Source organism: Streptomyces sp. NPDC059832, assembly GCF_042731715.1.
Taxonomy (GTDB): Bacteria; Actinomycetota; Actinomycetes; order Streptomycetales; family Streptomycetaceae; genus Streptomyces.
In genome coordinates this window covers 26,380-41,926 of the sequence record NZ_JBHWIY010000003.1, presented here as the reverse complement: position 1 = coordinate 41,926, position 15,547 = coordinate 26,380, and the positions used below count along the sequence as shown (strand labels likewise).

The window sequence follows — 15,547 nt, the reverse complement described above, 5'->3', positions numbered from 1 at the left end:
GCCTCGCCGGTGTTCGGGCCCGGCTCAGATCCGCTCGAGCACCCGGGCCAGCAGCGAACCCATCCGGGTCGCCGAGTCCCGCCCGGCCTGCAGCACCTCCGCATGGTTGAGCGGCTCCCCGCTCAGCCCCGCCGCGAGGTTCGTGACCAGCGAGATGCCCAGCACCTCGGCACCGGCCTCGCGCGCGGCGATGGCTTCGAGCACGGTGGACATGCCGACCAGGTCGCCGCCCATGACGCGGACCATGTTGATCTCGGCAGGGGTCTCGTAGTGCGGGCCGGTGAACTGCACGTACACGCCCTCTTCGAGGGTCTCGTCGACCTCCTTGCACAGCGCGCGCAGCCGCGGCGAGTACAGATCGGTCAGATCGACGAAGTTGGCGCCGACGATGGGGGAGGCCGCCGTCAGGTTGATGTGGTCGCTGATCAGCACCGGCTGACCGGGGCGCATGCCCTCGCGAAGACCGCCGCAGCCGTTCGTCAGGACGACGGTCCCGCAGCCCGCCGCGACGGCGGTACGGACCCCGTGCGCGACGGCGGCGACGCCCCGGCCCTCGTAGAAGTGCGTGCGGCCGAGGAAGACCAGGACCCGCTTGTCGCCGATCTTGTACGAGCGGATCGTGCCGCCGTGCCCCTGTACGGCGGGCGCCGGGAAACCGGGCAGCTCGGTCACCGGGAACTCGGCCTCCGGAGTGCCGAGCGCATCGCCCGCGGGTGCCCAGCCGGAACCCATCACGAGCGCGACGTCGTGGGTCTCGGCACCGGTCAGCTCGCGCAGGCGGGCGGCGGCGTCGGCGGCGGCGGCGTACGGGTCGCCCTGGATGTGGTCCGGAATAACTGATGCGTTCACGCGGATGAGGGTAGCCGGTGATTCCCTACGCGCGTAGATGCCTATGCGCAGAGTCTGCGCACGCATCCTCGTACTTTCACACAAAAGCGCTGGTCGGCCGGGTCAGCAGGGGCGCTTGCGCAGTTCCATCACATAGTCGTGCGGGGCGCCCGAGGACTCCGCGGCGTCGGCGATCTCGCCCAGATAGCGGGCGGAGGGCAGCCCGCCCTCGTAGCCGTTCAGCACATACATCCAGGCCGGCTCCTCGCCGTCCAGGGTGTGCACCCGCACTCGCATCCGGCGGTAGATGTCGAGGCCGACACCCTCCCACCGGTCCATGGAGTCCTCGTCCATCGGTGCCAGGTCGTACAGCGCCACGAAGACCTGGGAACGGGGCGCCTCCACCACCGTGGCGAGCGCGCCCTCCCAGCCCATCTGCTCCCCGCCGAAGGTCAGCCGCCAGCCGTTGAGCCAGCCCGTGCCGCGCAGCGGGGAATGCGGTGCGCGGCGCGTCATCAGCCGCGCGTCGAGGTTGCCGGCGTACGCGGCGTAGAGCGACATGGGTTCGAGGGTACGGGAGGGGACGGGGAGAACGTCGACTCCGGTGCGGAAGACCACTTACGGGGTTCCGCTCGCCACTCCCGGGCCCCGGCGCGCACGCCCCGGCGCACGTATGGAGGGCCCCGGGGCGAAGCACCTTGGCGCGTGCGGGACAATGAAGTACGTACTGCATTCCCCCGGGGCGCTCCCCCGGACCCCCGGCCGGGGCAGCAGACGGCCGCGGGATGACAAACGCGAGGCGGACTTTTCGTGACCCGGATCGTGATCATCGGCGGCGGACCCGGCGGCTACGAGGCGGCACTGGTGGGCGCCCAACTCGGCGCGGAGGTGACCGTCGTCGACTGCGACGGCCTCGGCGGCGCGTCCGTGCTCACCGACTGCGTGCCCTCGAAGACCCTGATCGCGACGGCTGAGGTGATGACCACCTTCGACTCCTCGTACGAGGAGCTGGGCATCATCGTCGCGGACGACACCCCGCACGTGGAGCAGGCCGCCCGCGTGGTCGGCGTCGACCTGGGCAAGGTCAACCGACGGGTGAAGCGCCTGGCGCTCGCCCAGTCCCACGACATCACCGCCTCCGTCACCCGCGCCGGCGCCCGCGTGATGCGCGGCCGGGGCCGCCTGGCGGGCCTCCAGGCCGCCGACGGCTCCCGCGAGGTCGTCGTGACCGCCGCCGACGGCACCGAGGAGACGCTCACCGCCGACGCCGTGCTGATCGCGACCGGCGGGCACCCCCGGGAGATCCCGGACGCCCTCCCCGACGGCGAGCGCATCCTGAACTGGACCCAGGTCTACGACCTCGACGAGCTGCCCGAGGAGCTCATCGTGGTCGGCTCCGGCGTGACCGGCGCCGAGTTCGCGGGCGCCTACCAGGCGCTCGGCTCGCGCGTCACCCTCGTCTCGTCCCGCGACCGGGTGCTGCCGGGCGAGGACCCGGACGCGGCCGCCGTGCTGGAGGACGTCTTCCGGCGCCGCGGCATGAACGTCATGGCCCGCTCCCGCGCCCAGGCCGCGAAGCGCGTCGGCGACCGGGTCGAGGTCACCCTCGCCGACGGCCGGGTCATCTCCGGTTCGCACTGCCTCATGGCGGTCGGCGCGATCCCGAACAGCGCGGGCATGGGCCTGGAGGAGGCCGGGGTCCGGCTCAAGGAGTCCGGCCACATCTGGACCGACAAGGTCTCCCGCACCAGCGCGCCCGGTGTGTACGCGGCCGGTGACGTCACCGGGATCTTCGCCCTCGCCTCGGTCGCCGCCATGCAGGGCCGGATCGCGATGTACCACTTCCTCGGCGACGCGGTGGCCCCGCTGGACCTGAAGACGGTCTCCTCGAACGTCTTCACCGACCCCGAGATCGCCACCGTCGGCTACACCCAGGCCGACGTCGACGCCGGCAAGATCGACGCCCGGGTGGTCAAGCTGCCGCTGCTGCGCAACCCGCGCGCCAAGATGCAGGGAATCCGCGACGGTTTCGTCAAGATCTTCTGCCGTCCCGGCACCGGCATCGTGGTCGGCGGCTGTGTCGTCGCGCCGCGTGCGAGTGAACTCATTCACCCCATCTCGATCGCGGTCGACAACAATTTGACGGTGGAACAGATCGCAAACGCTTTCACCGTGTATCCGTCCCTGTCGGGTTCGATCGCGGAAGTGGCCAGGCAGTTGCACACCCGTAAGCGCGCGGGCGAGGCGTAAGCGCCTTCGGGAATCCGGTAATCCTCGGCAACTCCCGGCAACTCGGGTGGTCCGACGCCCGCCGTCCGATCATTACAGAACAACAACGGGGCCGCTTATACCACTTGGCGGCCCCTTGTATGTACAACTTCCGTTATTCGGCGCAAACTGCTGAAAACACTCGGGCGGTCACGTTACTGTCAGTTTCGTGTTCGCTGCAGAACGTCGTCAGTTGATCCTCGAAATGGTGCGTGCCAACGGGGCGGTATCGCTCCGTGAGCTCGCCCGCGTCGTCCAGACCTCCGAAGTGACCGTACGGCGGGACGTGCGGGCACTGGAGGCAGAAGGACTCCTCGACCGCCGGCACGGCGGTGCGGTACTGCCGGGCGGTTTTACGCGGGAGTCCGGCATTCCGCAGAAATCCCATCTCGCCACCGCCGAGAAGACGGCCATCGCCGACCTGGCCGCCGGTCTCGTGGAAGAGGGCGAGGCCATCGTCGTCGGCGCCGGTACGACCACGCAGGAGCTGGCCCGTCGGCTCGCGCGGATTCCCGGTCTGACCGTCGTCACCAACTCGCTGCTGGTCGCCCAGGCGCTGGCCCATGCCAACCGGGTGGAGGTGGTGATGACCGGCGGCACGCTGCGCGGTTCCAACTACGCCCTGGTGGGCAGCGGTGCCGAGCAGTCCCTCCAGGGGCTGCGGGTCTCGCGCGCGTTCCTCTCCGGGAGCGGGCTCACCGCGGAGCGCGGCCTCTCCACGTCCAACATGCTCTCCGCGAGCGTGGACCGGGCACTGGTGCAGGCGGCCGCGGAGGTGGTGGTCCTGGCGGACCACACCAAGCTCGGCTCCGACACCATGTTCCAGACGGTGCCGACGGATCTCATCACCCGCCTGGTGACGGACGAGCCGCCCGGCCACGACGACCGCGCCGCCACCGAACTGCAGGCCCTGGCGGACCAGGGGGTGCAGATCGCGGTGGCCGGCTCGGGCAGCGGCCCCACGGCGGCCGAGCCCCTCCCGCACGGCCGGCAGGGCCGCCGCGACATGCCAGTGCCCGGACAGCGTCGTACGACACACGGCGGCCCCGGAGGCCAGGGCCCGCAGCAACTGCGGAGCGCGGCCTCCTTGACGGAGTCGGGCCAGGGCGCGGGAGACCGCGCGAGGGTCGCGGACCTGCGCCGCCGATAGAACCCGGCCTCGGTGGGGGCGAAGATCCGGCTCTGCCGGGCTCGTCTCCTCGGGTTGCGGGGGGCGAGATCGCAGCCTTGCCGGGCCGGCCTCCTCGAATCGCAGGGGGCGAGAGCCCAGCCTTGCCGGGCCGGCCTCCTCGGGTCGCGGGGGTCGAAATCCCAGCCGTTCCGGGCCGGTCTCCTCAGGTCGCGGGCGTCGAAAACCCAGCCGTTCCGGGCCGGTCTCCTCGGGTCGCGGGGGTCGAAATCCCAGCCGTTCCGGGCCGGTCTCCTCAGGTCGCGGGCGTCGAAAACCCAGCCCTGCCGGGCCCGTCTCCTCGGGTCGCCCGGGGGCGAATATCCAGCCCCGCCGGCGTTTGAGGCGCGGGGTCCGGGGCGGAGCCCCGGTTACGGGAAGGGGCGGGCAGGGGAACAGGCCCCGCGCAGCGGACCACGAGGCCTGCCCCCGCCCCCGACCCCCCACCCCTCAACCCGCCTCCGCATGCGCCCCCTTCAGCCCCTGCAAGGTCAGCATCAGCAACCGACCCGCCAACTCCGGGTCGTCCGGCGACTGTTCGGCGGCCAGCGCGATGGCATTGGTCAGCTGCATCAGGTCGTCGATCGACACATCCGGCCGCACCGCCCCGCTCGCCTGCGCCCGCGCCAGCAGTACCGCCCCCGCCTCGCGCAGCGGCACATTGCACTGCGACAGGGCCGAAGTCTCGTCCCGTGACGTCGACATGAGCGCCTGGGCGAGTCCGCGATACTCACCCGCATGGGTGATGATCGCGCCCAGCCACTCCACCAGGCCCCGGCACGGCTGCGCCGCCCCCGCGAGTTCACGGGAACGGGTGATCAGGGACGTCAGGGCCTCCTGGAAGACCGCGTTCATCAGCGCGTGCCGGTTCGGGAAGTGCCGGTACAGCGTGCCGATCCCCACGCCCGCGCGCCGCGCGATGTCCTCCAGGGACGCGTCGGTGCCGTGCTCCGCGAAGGCGGTCCGGGCCTCGTTCAGCAGCCGGTCGTAATTCCGGCGCGCGTCGGCACGCATGGGCCGGGCCGGCGTCCGTGCCGTACTGATCGCCATTGCGCAGTCCTCCCTTTCTCCGCCCCGAGGTCCAGGATGCCATCGCGCGCCCGTCCAAAGGACCGAGGCCGAGGCCGGGGCGCGAGGCCGGGGCGCGACGCACGACCGGGGCCCACGGCCCGACACCCCCCCCCCCCAAGAGGCCCCCGCGGAACCGCCGGTCCCCCCCCCCCTCCCCCCTCCCCCTCCCCCCCCTCCCTGGGCCCCCCCTCCCCCCCCCCCCCCGGCACAATGCAGGCGAAGGGGCCCTGCCCCGGCATGCACAGCCAGTAGAGCCAGTACGAGAAGGCGAGTCGGTAGAACCGTGACGACGTCCATCGAAGGCAGGATCGCCGAGGAGCTCGGCGTACGCGAACGGCAGGTGAAGGCGGCCGTCGAGCTGCTCGACGGCGGGTCGACCGTGCCGTTCATCGCGCGCTACCGCAAGGAAGCGACCGAGATGCTCGACGACGCGCAGCTGCGCACGTTGGAGGAGCGGCTGCGGTATCTGCGGGAGCTGGAGGACCGTCGGACGGCGATCCTCGACTCGGTGCGCGAGCAGGGCAAGCTGGACGAGGCGCTGGAGGCGCAAATCCGGGCCGCCGACACCAAGGCGCGTCTTGAGGACATCTATCTGCCGTTCAAGCCCAAGCGGCGCACCAAGGCGCAGATCGCCCGGGAGGCCGGGCTCGAACCGCTCGCCGACAACCTGCTCGGCGACCCGTCGGTCGAGCCGCTCGCCGCTGCCGCCGCCTTCGTCGACGCCGACAAGGGTGTCGCGGACGGTGCGGCGGCACTGGAGGGGGCCCGTGCCGTCCTCACCGAGCGGTTCTCCGAGGACGCCGATCTGATCGGTGAGCTGCGTGAGCGCATGTGGTCGCGCGGGCGGCTGGCCGCCAAGGTGCGGGACGGCAAGGAGGAGGCGGGCGCGAAGTTCGCCGACTACTTCGACTTCGCCGAGCCGTTCACCGCACTGCCCTCGCACCGGGTGCTCGCGCTGCTGCGGGGCGAGAAGGAGGACGTGCTCGATCTGGTCCTGGAGCCGGAGGAGCCCTCCGAGACGCCCGGCCCCTCGACGTACGAGAACATGGTCGCCCGGCGCTTCGGTGTGGCCGACCGCGGCCGCCCCGGCGACAAGTGGCTCGGCGACACCGTGCGCTGGGCCTGGCGGACCCGGATCCTGGTGCACCTCGGCATCGATCTGCGGCTGCGGCTGCGCACCGCGGCGGAGGACGAGGCGGTACGCGTCTTCGCGTCGAACCTGCGCGATCTGCTCCTCGCCGCCCCGGCCGGGACCCGGGCCACGCTCGGGCTCGACCCCGGTTTCCGTACGGGTGTGAAGGTCGCCGTCGTCGACGCGACCGGCAAGGTCGTCGCGACGGATGTCATCCACCCGCACGTCCCGGCGAACAAGTGGGACCAGTCGCTGGCCACGCTGGAGCGGCTGGCGAAGGCCCACGACGTCGACCTGATCGCGATCGGCAACGGCACGGCCTCCCGCGAGACCGACAAGCTCGCCGGTGAACTCATCGACAAGCACCCCGAGTTGAAGCTCACCAAGGTGATGGTGTCCGAGGCGGGCGCGTCCGTGTACTCGGCGTCGGCCTTCGCCTCGCAGGAACTCCCCGACATGGACGTGTCGTTGCGCGGAGCCGTCTCCATCGCGCGGCGGCTGCAGGACCCCCTCGCCGAGCTGGTGAAGATCGACCCGAAGTCGATCGGGGTCGGCCAGTACCAGCACGACCTGTCCGAGGTGAAGCTGTCGCGCTCGCTGGACGCGGTCGTCGAGGACTGTGTGAACGGTGTCGGTGTCGACGTCAACACCGCTTCCGCGCCGCTGCTTTCACGGGTCTCGGGGATCGGCTCGGGGCTCGCCGAGAACATTGTCGCGCACCGTGATGCGAACGGGCCGTTCCGGTCACGCAAGGCGCTCAAGGATGTGGCGCGGCTGGGCCCGAAGGCGTACGAGCAGTGCGCGGGCTTCCTGCGCATCCGGGGCGACGATCCGCTGGACGCGTCGAGCGTGCACCCGGAGGCGTATCCGGTGGTGCGGGCGATGGTGAAGCGGACCGGCGGCGAGGTCGCCTCGCTGATCGGCAACACGGGGGTGCTGCGGTCGCTGCGCGCCGACGACTTCGTGGACGAGAAGTTCGGTCTGCCGACGGTCACCGACATCCTGAAGGAGCTGGAGAAGCCGGGGCGCGACCCGCGGCCCGCGTTCAAGACGGCCACCTTCAAGGAGGGCGTCGAGAAGATCGGCGATCTGGCGTCCGGAATGGTGCTGGAGGGGGTCGTCACCAATGTCGCGGCGTTCGGCGCGTTCGTGGACATCGGTGTGCACCAGGACGGCCTGGTGCATGTGTCGGCGATGTCGCGGACGTTCGTGAAGGACCCGAGGGACGTCGTGAAGCCGGGCGACATCGTGAAGGTCAAGGTCATGGATGTCGACGTCCCGCGGAAGCGGATCTCGTTGACGCTGCGGCTGGACGACGAGGCGGCGCCGGCCGGTACGGGGCCCCAGGGCGGCACTCCGGGACGCGAGCGGGGTGAGCGCGGCGGCCAGGGCGGCCGGCCACCGCGGCAGCGTCAGGGGCAGGGCGGCCAGGACCGCGACCGGCGCGGTGGCGGTGGCGGCTCCGCCCGTCAGGCTCCGGCCCCGGCTCCGGTGAACAGCGCGATGGCGGACGCCCTGCGGCGGGCCGGGCTCACGGACCCGAATCAGGGCGGCAGGAAGCGGTAGCAGGACCGGGCGGGGAGGGGTGTGCCCGCGACGGCCCCCTCCCCGCCCTCCCCCTCGCGGGACGGGTGACCGTGCCCCGGCCCCGGCCCCGGCCCCGGGGGACACCGGGCCGGACCGCGAACCGGCATCCCCTTCGCGGCACCGGCATCCGCCTCGCGCCACGGGTGCCCCATTCCACGCCGCCGCGCCGGCGCCCCTTGTGCGGCGCCCCGCCCCCGCGCGACACCGGCCCCCCTCGTGATGCTCCGAGGCGTCCGGAACCGATCGTCGGCACACCCGGGTCCAGCCCTCAGCGGTGGCGGCACAACTACCCCGCGGACACCGGTCCTTCGCCGCATTCACCAAGACTTTCCCATATCGGTATACCAAATCGGCCTCAGGTGAACACGCACCCCAGTGCCACATAGGGCACCTTGCCCCTTATATCCAGCATGTTTCCTTGCGGTACAGCAAACGGCACGCCGTATTCCGATTGACGAACAAGCCTACTGGTATACCGTTGCGCCTCAACGTGCACCCGCACCGGCAGTCGTCCGGCCATCCGGCCGCCCTGCCGTTCTGCCGCCCTGCCGTCCTGCCGTCCCGAAGGAGGCTGTTCCCGTGCGTCGAATTCCGGCCACTCTCTCGGTGGCCGCTCTGTTGGTGATCACCACCGCGTGCAGCTCGCTCTCTCCCCCCGGCAAAGAGACCACCGCCCGAGCGCGGCTCACCGACCTGCGTCCCGTTCGCGACGGCGGCACGGTCACAATCGGGCTGAAGTCCGATCCCGACATGCTGGACCCGAGCCTGACGTCCACCCTGGTCGCCCGCACCGTGTTCACGTCCATGTGCGAACAGCTCTACGACGTGGACCAGGACAACAAGTTCGTACCGCAGCTCGCCGCCTCGATGCCGAAGATCACCGACGGCGGCAGGACCTTCACCTTCGATGTCCGCAAGGACGCCACCTTCAGCGACGGCGCCCGTCTGGACGCGAAGGCGGTGAAGACCTCGCTCGACCGGCACCTGCATCTGCGGGGATCCGGGCGGGCGTCCGAGATCGACTCCGTAAAGAAGGTCACGGCGATCGGTCCCTACACCGTGCGGCTCTCACTGAGTCATCCCGATGTCCCGCTCCTGGGCCGGCTGGCCAACACGGCCGGGCTGATCATGTCTCCCGAGGCGCTCAGGACGTACGGCAGGAAATTCGCCACCCATCCGTCGTGCGTCGGCCCGTTCCGGTACGTCAAGCGGGTCGTCGGCGACCGGATCGAGCTGGCGAAGGACCCGCTGTACTACGACGCGGACAAGGTCCACCTGGACCATGTCATCTACAAGACGATCACCGACGGCAACATCCGGATGGCCAACATCCGATCCGGTGACGTCCAGATCGGCGACCAGATGGGACCGGTCGAGGTACGCAACTCCATCGGCGAGAAGGGCCTCCAGCTCCTCAACACCCCGTCGCTCGGCTACATGGCGCTCACCCTGAACGTCGGCAACTCGCACGGCATCGACAAGGACCCCAGCCCCGTCGACAGCCCCTTCGGGCGCGATGTGCGGGTGCGGGAGGCGTTCGACCTCTCCCTGGACCGTGAGCTGATCAACAAGCTGGTCTTCCAGGGCATGTACAAACCGGCCTGCGGCCCCGTTCCCCCGGGAACTCCGCTCAGCACCCCCCTCACCTGCCCGAGGCGGGACGTGGCCAAGGCCGAGCGGCTGCTGAAGGAGGCCGGGGTGAAGACTCCGGTGCCGCTGGAGCTGATGATCAACACGACTCCGGACGACAGCCGCCTCGGGCAGGTCGTGCAGGCCATGGCGGCCGACGCCGGCTTCGAGGTCCGGCTGCGGCCCACCGAGTTCGCCACCGGGCTCACCCGCACCCTCGCGGGCGACTTCGAGGCGCGGACGGGCGGCTGGGGCGGGCAGCCGGATCCGGCGGGCAACATCGACAGCCTGGTCGGCACCAAGGGCAGCAACAACCAGGGCAAGCTCTCGGACCCGACGATCGACCGGCTGATCGTCGAGGGCCGCAGCACCTCGGACGTCGCCGAACGCCGCGAGATCTACCGCAGGCTCACCGCCGCGATCAACAAGCAGCACGGCGTCATCTACCTCTACCGGAACATCAACTACGTCTCCGCCTCGCAGGACGTGAGCGGGATCAAGCTCTCCGGTGACGGCCTGATCAAGGTCAAGGAAGCCGGCTACACGAAGGGGAGCCGGTGAAACTCCTGCGCAGACTGCTCACGTCGTACGTGAGCCGCCGGATCGGCATGTCGTTGGTGACCATGGTGCTGGTGAGCATCACCGTGTTCTTCGGGGTCCGCGCGATGCCCGGCGACACCGCCCAGGCCCTCGCCGGCGAGCAGACCTCCCCGGAGGTCCTGGCCGCGATCCGGGAGGAGTACGGGCTCAACGACAACATCGCGGTCCAGTACTGGCGTTACGTCAGCAACGCGGCCACCGGCGACTTCGGCACCTCGGCCCGTACCGGGCTCCCCGTGCTGGACTCGATCACCCAGGCGCTGCCGATCACCCTCGAACTGGCCGCGCTGTCCCTGCTGATGGCCGTGGTCGTCGGCATCGGCGCCGGTGTGCTGGCGGCCGTCCGGCGCGGCAAGCCGGAGGAGTGGCTGGCCAACGGCATCGCCCTGCTCGGCATGTCGGTGCCCTCCTTCTGGCTCGGCATCGTGCTGGTGCTGGTCTTCGCCATCGCCATGCCCGTGTTCGCGGCCTCCGGGTTCGTGCCGTTCAGCGCCGATCCGCTGGAGAACCTGCGGCGCCTGGTGCTGCCCGCCGTGGTGCTGGGCTCCGGCCTCGCCGCGGTGGTGATGCGCCAGACCAGGGCGGCGATGATCGACGCGATGTCCTCCGACTACGTGCGCACCGCACGCGCCAAGGGGCTGGCCCCGGCTGCCGTGATCGGGCGGCACGGGCTGCGCAACTCGCTCGTCACCGTGATCACCGTGCTGGGCCTGCAACTGGGCCATCTGATATCCGGCGCCGTCGTCACCGAACAGGTCTTCGTCCTGCCGGGCTTCGGCAAGCTCACCATCGACGCGGTCTTCACCCGCGACTACGCGATGGTCCAGGGCGTGGTGCTGTTCACCTCGGCCGCCTACATCCTGATCAATCTGCTCGTCGACTTCCTGTACTCCGTGGTCGACCCGCGCATCCGGCTCGGAGGTTCCCGATGACCCTCGCCCCGTCCCCGGCACCGCGCGCGGCCGTCGCCCCCGCTCCACGGCCCTCCTCGGGCCGCGCCGCGCGGCTGGTCACCGCCCTGCGCCGGCTGCGCCGCAACCGGCTGGCGCTGGTCGGTGCGGTGCTCGCCGCGGTGTTCGTGCTCGTCGCGCTCTTCGCCTCGCTGCTGGCCCCGTACGACCCGGCGCGGCCGGACTTCGGCTCCGCGCTGGCCGAACCCAGCTGGTCGCACTGGCTCGGCACCGACGACCTGGGCCGCGACCAGCTGTCCCGGGTACTGGTGGGGGTCACCGCGTCCATGCAGGTCGGCGTGTTGGCGGTACTGCTGGCCTTCGTCGTCGCCGTCCCGCTCGGGCTGGTGGCCGGCTACTACGGCCGGTTCGCCGACACGGTGGTCTCCCGGCTGACCGACACCATGCTGGCCTTCCCGTTCCTGGTGCTGGCCGTCGGGCTCGCCGCGGTGCTGGGCCCCTCGCTGGAGAACGCGACCATCGCGATCGGCATCTCCCAGATCCCGGGGATCGTCCGTGTCACCCGCGCCGAGACCCTGCGGCTCAAACACCTGGACTACGTCGGCGCGGCGACGGCCAACGGCGCCGGGGACGGCGTGATCCTCTTCCGCCACATCCTGCCGAACGCGACATCGACGCTCATCGTGCAGGCCACCGTCGGCATCCCGTCCGCGATCATCGGCGAGGCGGTGCTCAGCTTCCTCGGCCTCGGGGTGCAGCCGCCCGCCCCCTCGCTCGGCGTGATGCTGTCCAGCGCCCAGCCCTTCATCGCGGACGCGCCCTGGATGGCGGTCTTCCCCGGCCTGGTCATCGTGCTCGCCACTCTGGCGTTCAACCTGCTCGGTGACGGCGTACGCGACATCCTCGACCCCCGCGGAGGTTCCCGGTGACCGAAGTCGACACATCCACCGCGACCGTGCCCGCCCCCCGCGACGGCTCCGCGCCGGTGCTCCGGGTCCGCGATCTGACCGTCTCCTTCCACGGCGCGGAACGCACCGTGCATGCCGTGGACGGGGTCTCCTACGACCTGGCTCCCGGCGAGGTACTGGCCGTGGTCGGCGAGTCGGGGTGCGGCAAGTCCGTCACCTCGATGGCCGTGATGGGGCTGCTGCCGCCCACCGCCCGGATCGGCGGGTCGATCACCCTCGACGGCCAGGAACTGGTCGGCGCCCCGGAGAAGCGGCTGCGCTCGCTGCGCGGCCGCCGGCTCTCGATGATCTTCCAGGAGCCGATGACCTCGCTCAATCCGGTGCTCACCGTCGGACGGCAGATCACCGAGGTCCTGCGCCGGCATCAGGGGCTGAGCCGGAGCGAGGCCGAGGAGCGGGCCGTCGAACTGCTCGGCATCGTCGGCATCCCGGCTCCCCGCAAGCGGGTGGACGAGTATCCGCACCAGCTCTCCGGCGGTATGCGGCAGCGGGTGATGATCGCAATCGCCGTGGCCTGCGACCCCGCGGTCCTGATCGCGGACGAGCCGACGACCGCGCTCGACGTGACGGTGCAGGCGGGCATCCTCGACGTGCTCCGCTCGCTGCGCGACCGGCTCGGCACGGCCATCGTGCTGATCACCCACGACCTCGGGGTCGTCGCGGACACCGCGGACCGGGTCCTGGTGATGTACGCGGGCCGCCCGGTCGAACAGGCCTTGGTGGACGAACTGTTCGCCTCGCCGCAGCACCCGTACACCCGCGGCCTGCTCGGTGCCGTACTGCGTCCCGGCAGCCGGAGCGCGGGCGGCCGGGCGCGGCTCAACGAGATCCCCGGGCTCGTGCCCGATCTGCGCGAGCAGCCCGCGGGATGCGGTTTCGCCCCTCGGTGCACATCGGCCGACGCGGACTGCCTGACGAGCCGTCCCCCGCTGCGGCGGGCCGCCGGTACTCATCTGATCGCCTGCCATCACCCGGCCGACGCGGCCGGTGCAGACCCGTCCCGACCCGATGCGAGCAAGGGAACCGTCCGATGAACGCCAGCCCCACCCCACCCGCCGGCGCTGCGGGGACCGTCACCCCGGTGCTGGCCGTGCGCGACCTCAAGCGGCACTTCGACGGGGCCGGCGGCACCGTGAAGGCGGTGGACGGCGTGTCGTTGACGATTCTGCCCGGTGAGGTCGTCGGCCTCGTCGGGGAGTCGGGCAGCGGCAAGTCGACCGTGGGACGCTGCGTGGTCCGCCTGGACCGGCCGACCGGTGGCAGCGTGGAGATCAACGGCACGGACGTCACCACGCTCGCGCCGCGTGCGCTCAGGCCCTTGCGCAAGGACTTCCATCTGGTGTTCCAGGATCCGTCGTCCTCGCTCAACCCGCGGATGACGATTCGCCGGATCATCGCCGAGCCACTGCGGCTGCACGGCATGGCGAACCGGGCCGAGGCCGCGCGGCGGGTGGACGAGCTGCTCGCCCAGGTCGGTCTGCGGCCCGAACTGGCGGACCGCCACCCCCATGAGCTCTCCGGCGGTCAGCGCCAGCGCGTCTCCATCGCCCGTGCCCTGTCGGTCGATCCCGCGCTCCTGGTGGCCGACGAACCGACCTCAGCGCTCGATGTGTCCGTACAGGCCTCCGTGCTCAACCTGCTCGCGGACCTGCAGCGCGACCGGGGCTTCGGCTGCCTCTTCATCACCCACGACCTGGCGGCGGTGGAGTATCTGGCGGACCGCATCGCGGTGATGTACCTGGGCCGGATCGTCGAACAGGCCCCGGCCGCCGAGTTGTTCGCGGCGCCCAGGCATCCGTACACCCAGGCGCTGCTGTCCGCGGCGCCGGTGCCCGACCCCGCCGAGCAGCGGGGCCGCCGCCGGATCGTGCTCGGCGGCGATCTGCCCAGCCCGCTGGACCCGCCGCCCGGCTGCCACTTCCACACCCGGTGCCCGCTGGCCACCGACCGGTGCCGTTCAAAGTCGCCGGTGCTGCGCACGCTGCCCGGTGGGGCCGGCCCGGAGCCGGCCCCGCGCCAGGTGGCGTGCCACCTGGTGGCGGACGACGGCACCGTGCCGGATGCCTCGAAGGCCGCCGCGTAACACCACGGCCGCGACGCCGGAGCCCGTCCACCGCGTGGTGGACGGGCTCCGGCGTATCCGCCCTCAGGTCAGCCGACGAGCTCCAGGCCGTCCGCGACGACGCGGCCGGCGTGCAGCACCGTGCGGTCGTTGCCGCGGTCCATCACGGCGGACGCCACGGTCTCGCCCTCGACCAGCAGCAGGTCTGCGCTGTCGCCCACCGAGACGCCGGGCCGGTCGGCCACCGACGTCAGGCGCGGCAGCTCCGGGTGCAGGATCGAGGCGCCGCCTCGGCCGGCGACGGCCATGCAGTGCTCGATCAGCTCGTCGGCGCGGTAGCGGTTGGTGAAGGCCAGCTGCCAGGTGCGGTCCAGCATGTCCCCGTTGCCGTAGGGCGACCAGAAGTCGCGCTGGCCGTCCTCGCCGAGGCCGACCCGCACACCGGCGGCTGTCAGGTCGGCGAGCGGCAGGGCCCGGTGCTGCGCGGGGGCGACGGTCGCCATCGCGATGTCCAGCTCCGCGAACTCCTCGATGAGCCGACGGGTCGTCGCCTCGTCGACACCGCCGAGGTCGTAGGCGTGCGAGAGCGTCACCTGGCCGGTCATGCCGAGGGCGCGTACCCGCTCCAGGATGAGGTCGACGCTGAACACACCCAGCGGGCCGGGCTCGTGGAGGTGGATGTCGACCGGTGCCCGGTGGCGCTCGGCGAGGTCGAAGATGATGTCCAGGTGGCGCACCGGGTCCCGGTCCAGGGTGCAGGGGTCGATACCGCCGACGACGGCCGCGCCCGCGGACAGGGCCTGGTCCATCAGCTCCGGCACGCCCTTCTCCTTGAGCAGACCGGCCTGCGGGAAGGCCATGATCTCGACCTCGCACCGGTCGGCGTGCGTCTCCTTGGCGGCGAGCACGCCCTCGAACCGCTCAAGGCCGCAGTCCGCGTCGATCTGCGCGTAGCTGCGGACGCGGGTGGTGCCGCGCTCGATCATGCGGCCCAGGGTGTACGTGGCCCGCTCGGCGACGCTCCATTCGTCCTCGCGCCAGTGGGCGCGGTCGTTCATGGTCATGGCCCAGACCCCGGGGGCGCCGGTGTGCGGGCGGAAGGGAAGCCCGATGCGGGTGGAGTCCAGGTGGCAGTGGACGTCGGAGAAGGAGGGCAGGGCGAGCCGTCCCCGTCCCGCCACGCTGTCACCGGCCCCGGCACGGTTCGGATCGTGCGGGGTGAGCGCGGCTATCGCGCCGTTCTCGATCTCGATGTCGCACGGCTCGCCGCCCCAGGGGCGGACGTTCGTGATCAGCATGTGGTGGATCTCCTTGTCTCGGGCG

The 15,547-nt window shown here is 71.4% G+C and carries 12 protein-coding genes; 8 read left to right on the top strand and 4 right to left on the bottom strand.

Annotated elements, in window-relative coordinates; genetic code table 11:
* Positions 1 to 24: 24 nt before the first annotated feature.
* Complete coding sequence (locus ACFV8T_RS05415; protein WP_385324872.1) at positions 25 to 849, bottom strand: purine-nucleoside phosphorylase; 825 nt, start codon at positions 847 to 849, stop codon at positions 25 to 27.
* A 102-nt stretch (positions 850 to 951) separates the two neighbouring features.
* Positions 952 to 1,389 carry a gamma-glutamylcyclotransferase gene (locus ACFV8T_RS05410; protein ID WP_093549148.1) on the bottom strand — a complete coding sequence of 146 codons (438 nt, stop codon included), beginning with the start codon at positions 1,387 to 1,389 and terminating at the stop codon, positions 952 to 954.
* Between the two features lie 249 nt (positions 1,390 to 1,638).
* Between ACFV8T_RS05410 and ACFV8T_RS05405 the strand changes: the two genes are divergently transcribed.
* Both ACFV8T_RS05405 and ACFV8T_RS05400 read left to right on the top strand, forming a co-directional pair.
* The gene (locus ACFV8T_RS05405; RefSeq protein WP_329195186.1) at positions 1,639 to 3,078 is read left to right on the top strand and encodes an NAD(P)H-quinone dehydrogenase; all 1,440 of its coding nucleotides are present in this window, start codon (positions 1,639 to 1,641) and stop codon (positions 3,076 to 3,078) included.
* 187 nt (positions 3,079 to 3,265) lie between these two features.
* Complete coding sequence (locus tag ACFV8T_RS05400; protein ID WP_385324868.1) at positions 3,266 to 4,246, top strand: DeoR/GlpR family DNA-binding transcription regulator; 981 nt, start codon at positions 3,266 to 3,268, stop codon at positions 4,244 to 4,246.
* A 468-nt stretch (positions 4,247 to 4,714) separates the two neighbouring features.
* Here ACFV8T_RS05400 and ACFV8T_RS05395 read toward each other — a convergent pair whose 3' ends face one another.
* Positions 4,715 to 5,314 carry a TetR/AcrR family transcriptional regulator gene (locus ACFV8T_RS05395; RefSeq protein ID WP_385324866.1) on the bottom strand — a complete coding sequence of 200 codons (600 nt, stop codon included), beginning with the start codon at positions 5,312 to 5,314 and terminating at the stop codon, positions 4,715 to 4,717.
* Positions 5,315 to 5,618: 304 nt separating this feature from the next.
* Between ACFV8T_RS05395 and ACFV8T_RS05390 the strand changes: the two genes are divergently transcribed.
* From ACFV8T_RS05390 to ACFV8T_RS05365, 6 genes are all read left to right on the top strand, one after another.
* Complete coding sequence (locus ACFV8T_RS05390) at positions 5,619 to 8,033, top strand: Tex family protein (RefSeq protein WP_385324864.1); 2,415 nt, start codon at positions 5,619 to 5,621, stop codon at positions 8,031 to 8,033.
* Between the two features lie 600 nt (positions 8,034 to 8,633).
* On the top strand, positions 8,634 to 10,244 hold the full coding sequence (locus ACFV8T_RS05385) for an ABC transporter substrate-binding protein (RefSeq protein WP_385324862.1): 1,611 nt from the start codon (positions 8,634 to 8,636) through the stop codon (positions 10,242 to 10,244).
* Positions 10,241 to 11,215 (top strand): ABC transporter permease, encoded by a 975-nt coding sequence (locus tag ACFV8T_RS05380; RefSeq protein WP_385324860.1) that lies wholly within the window; start codon positions 10,241 to 10,243, stop codon positions 11,213 to 11,215. Before ACFV8T_RS05385 ends, ACFV8T_RS05380 begins: the two co-directional genes overlap by 4 nt.
* On the top strand, positions 11,212 to 12,123 hold the full coding sequence (locus tag ACFV8T_RS05375) for an ABC transporter permease (RefSeq protein WP_385324857.1): 912 nt from the start codon (positions 11,212 to 11,214) through the stop codon (positions 12,121 to 12,123). The genes ACFV8T_RS05380 and ACFV8T_RS05375 overlap by 4 nt, the downstream gene beginning before the upstream one ends.
* Positions 12,120 to 13,196, top strand: a complete 1,077-nt coding sequence (locus ACFV8T_RS05370; protein WP_385324855.1) for an ABC transporter ATP-binding protein — start codon at positions 12,120 to 12,122, stop codon at positions 13,194 to 13,196. Before ACFV8T_RS05375 ends, ACFV8T_RS05370 begins: the two co-directional genes overlap by 4 nt.
* On the top strand, positions 13,193 to 14,245 hold the full coding sequence (locus tag ACFV8T_RS05365) for an ABC transporter ATP-binding protein (RefSeq protein ID WP_385324852.1): 1,053 nt from the start codon (positions 13,193 to 13,195) through the stop codon (positions 14,243 to 14,245). The genes ACFV8T_RS05370 and ACFV8T_RS05365 overlap by 4 nt, the downstream gene beginning before the upstream one ends.
* 68 nt (positions 14,246 to 14,313) lie before the next feature.
* Here ACFV8T_RS05365 and ACFV8T_RS05360 read toward each other — a convergent pair whose 3' ends face one another.
* Positions 14,314 to 15,522 (bottom strand): amidohydrolase, encoded by a 1,209-nt coding sequence (locus ACFV8T_RS05360; protein WP_385324850.1) that lies wholly within the window; start codon positions 15,520 to 15,522, stop codon positions 14,314 to 14,316.
* Between the last annotated feature and the right edge of the window lie 25 nt (positions 15,523 to 15,547).

Coding starts and splice junctions, on each gene's coding strand:
- ACFV8T_RS05410 (WP_093549148.1), bottom strand. CDS start 1,389: ATGTCGCTCTACGCCGCGTACGCCGGCAACCTCGACGCGCGGCTGATG.
- ACFV8T_RS05395 (WP_385324866.1), bottom strand. CDS start 5,314: ATGGCGATCAGTACGGCACGGACGCCGGCCCGGCCCATGCGTGCCGAC.
- ACFV8T_RS05375 (WP_385324857.1), top strand. CDS start 11,212: ATGACCCTCGCCCCGTCCCCGGCACCGCGCGCGGCCGTCGCCCCCGCT.
- ACFV8T_RS05365 (WP_385324852.1), top strand. CDS start 13,193: ATGAACGCCAGCCCCACCCCACCCGCCGGCGCTGCGGGGACCGTCACC.
- ACFV8T_RS05360 (WP_385324850.1), bottom strand. CDS start 15,522: ATGCTGATCACGAACGTCCGCCCCTGGGGCGGCGAGCCGTGCGACATC.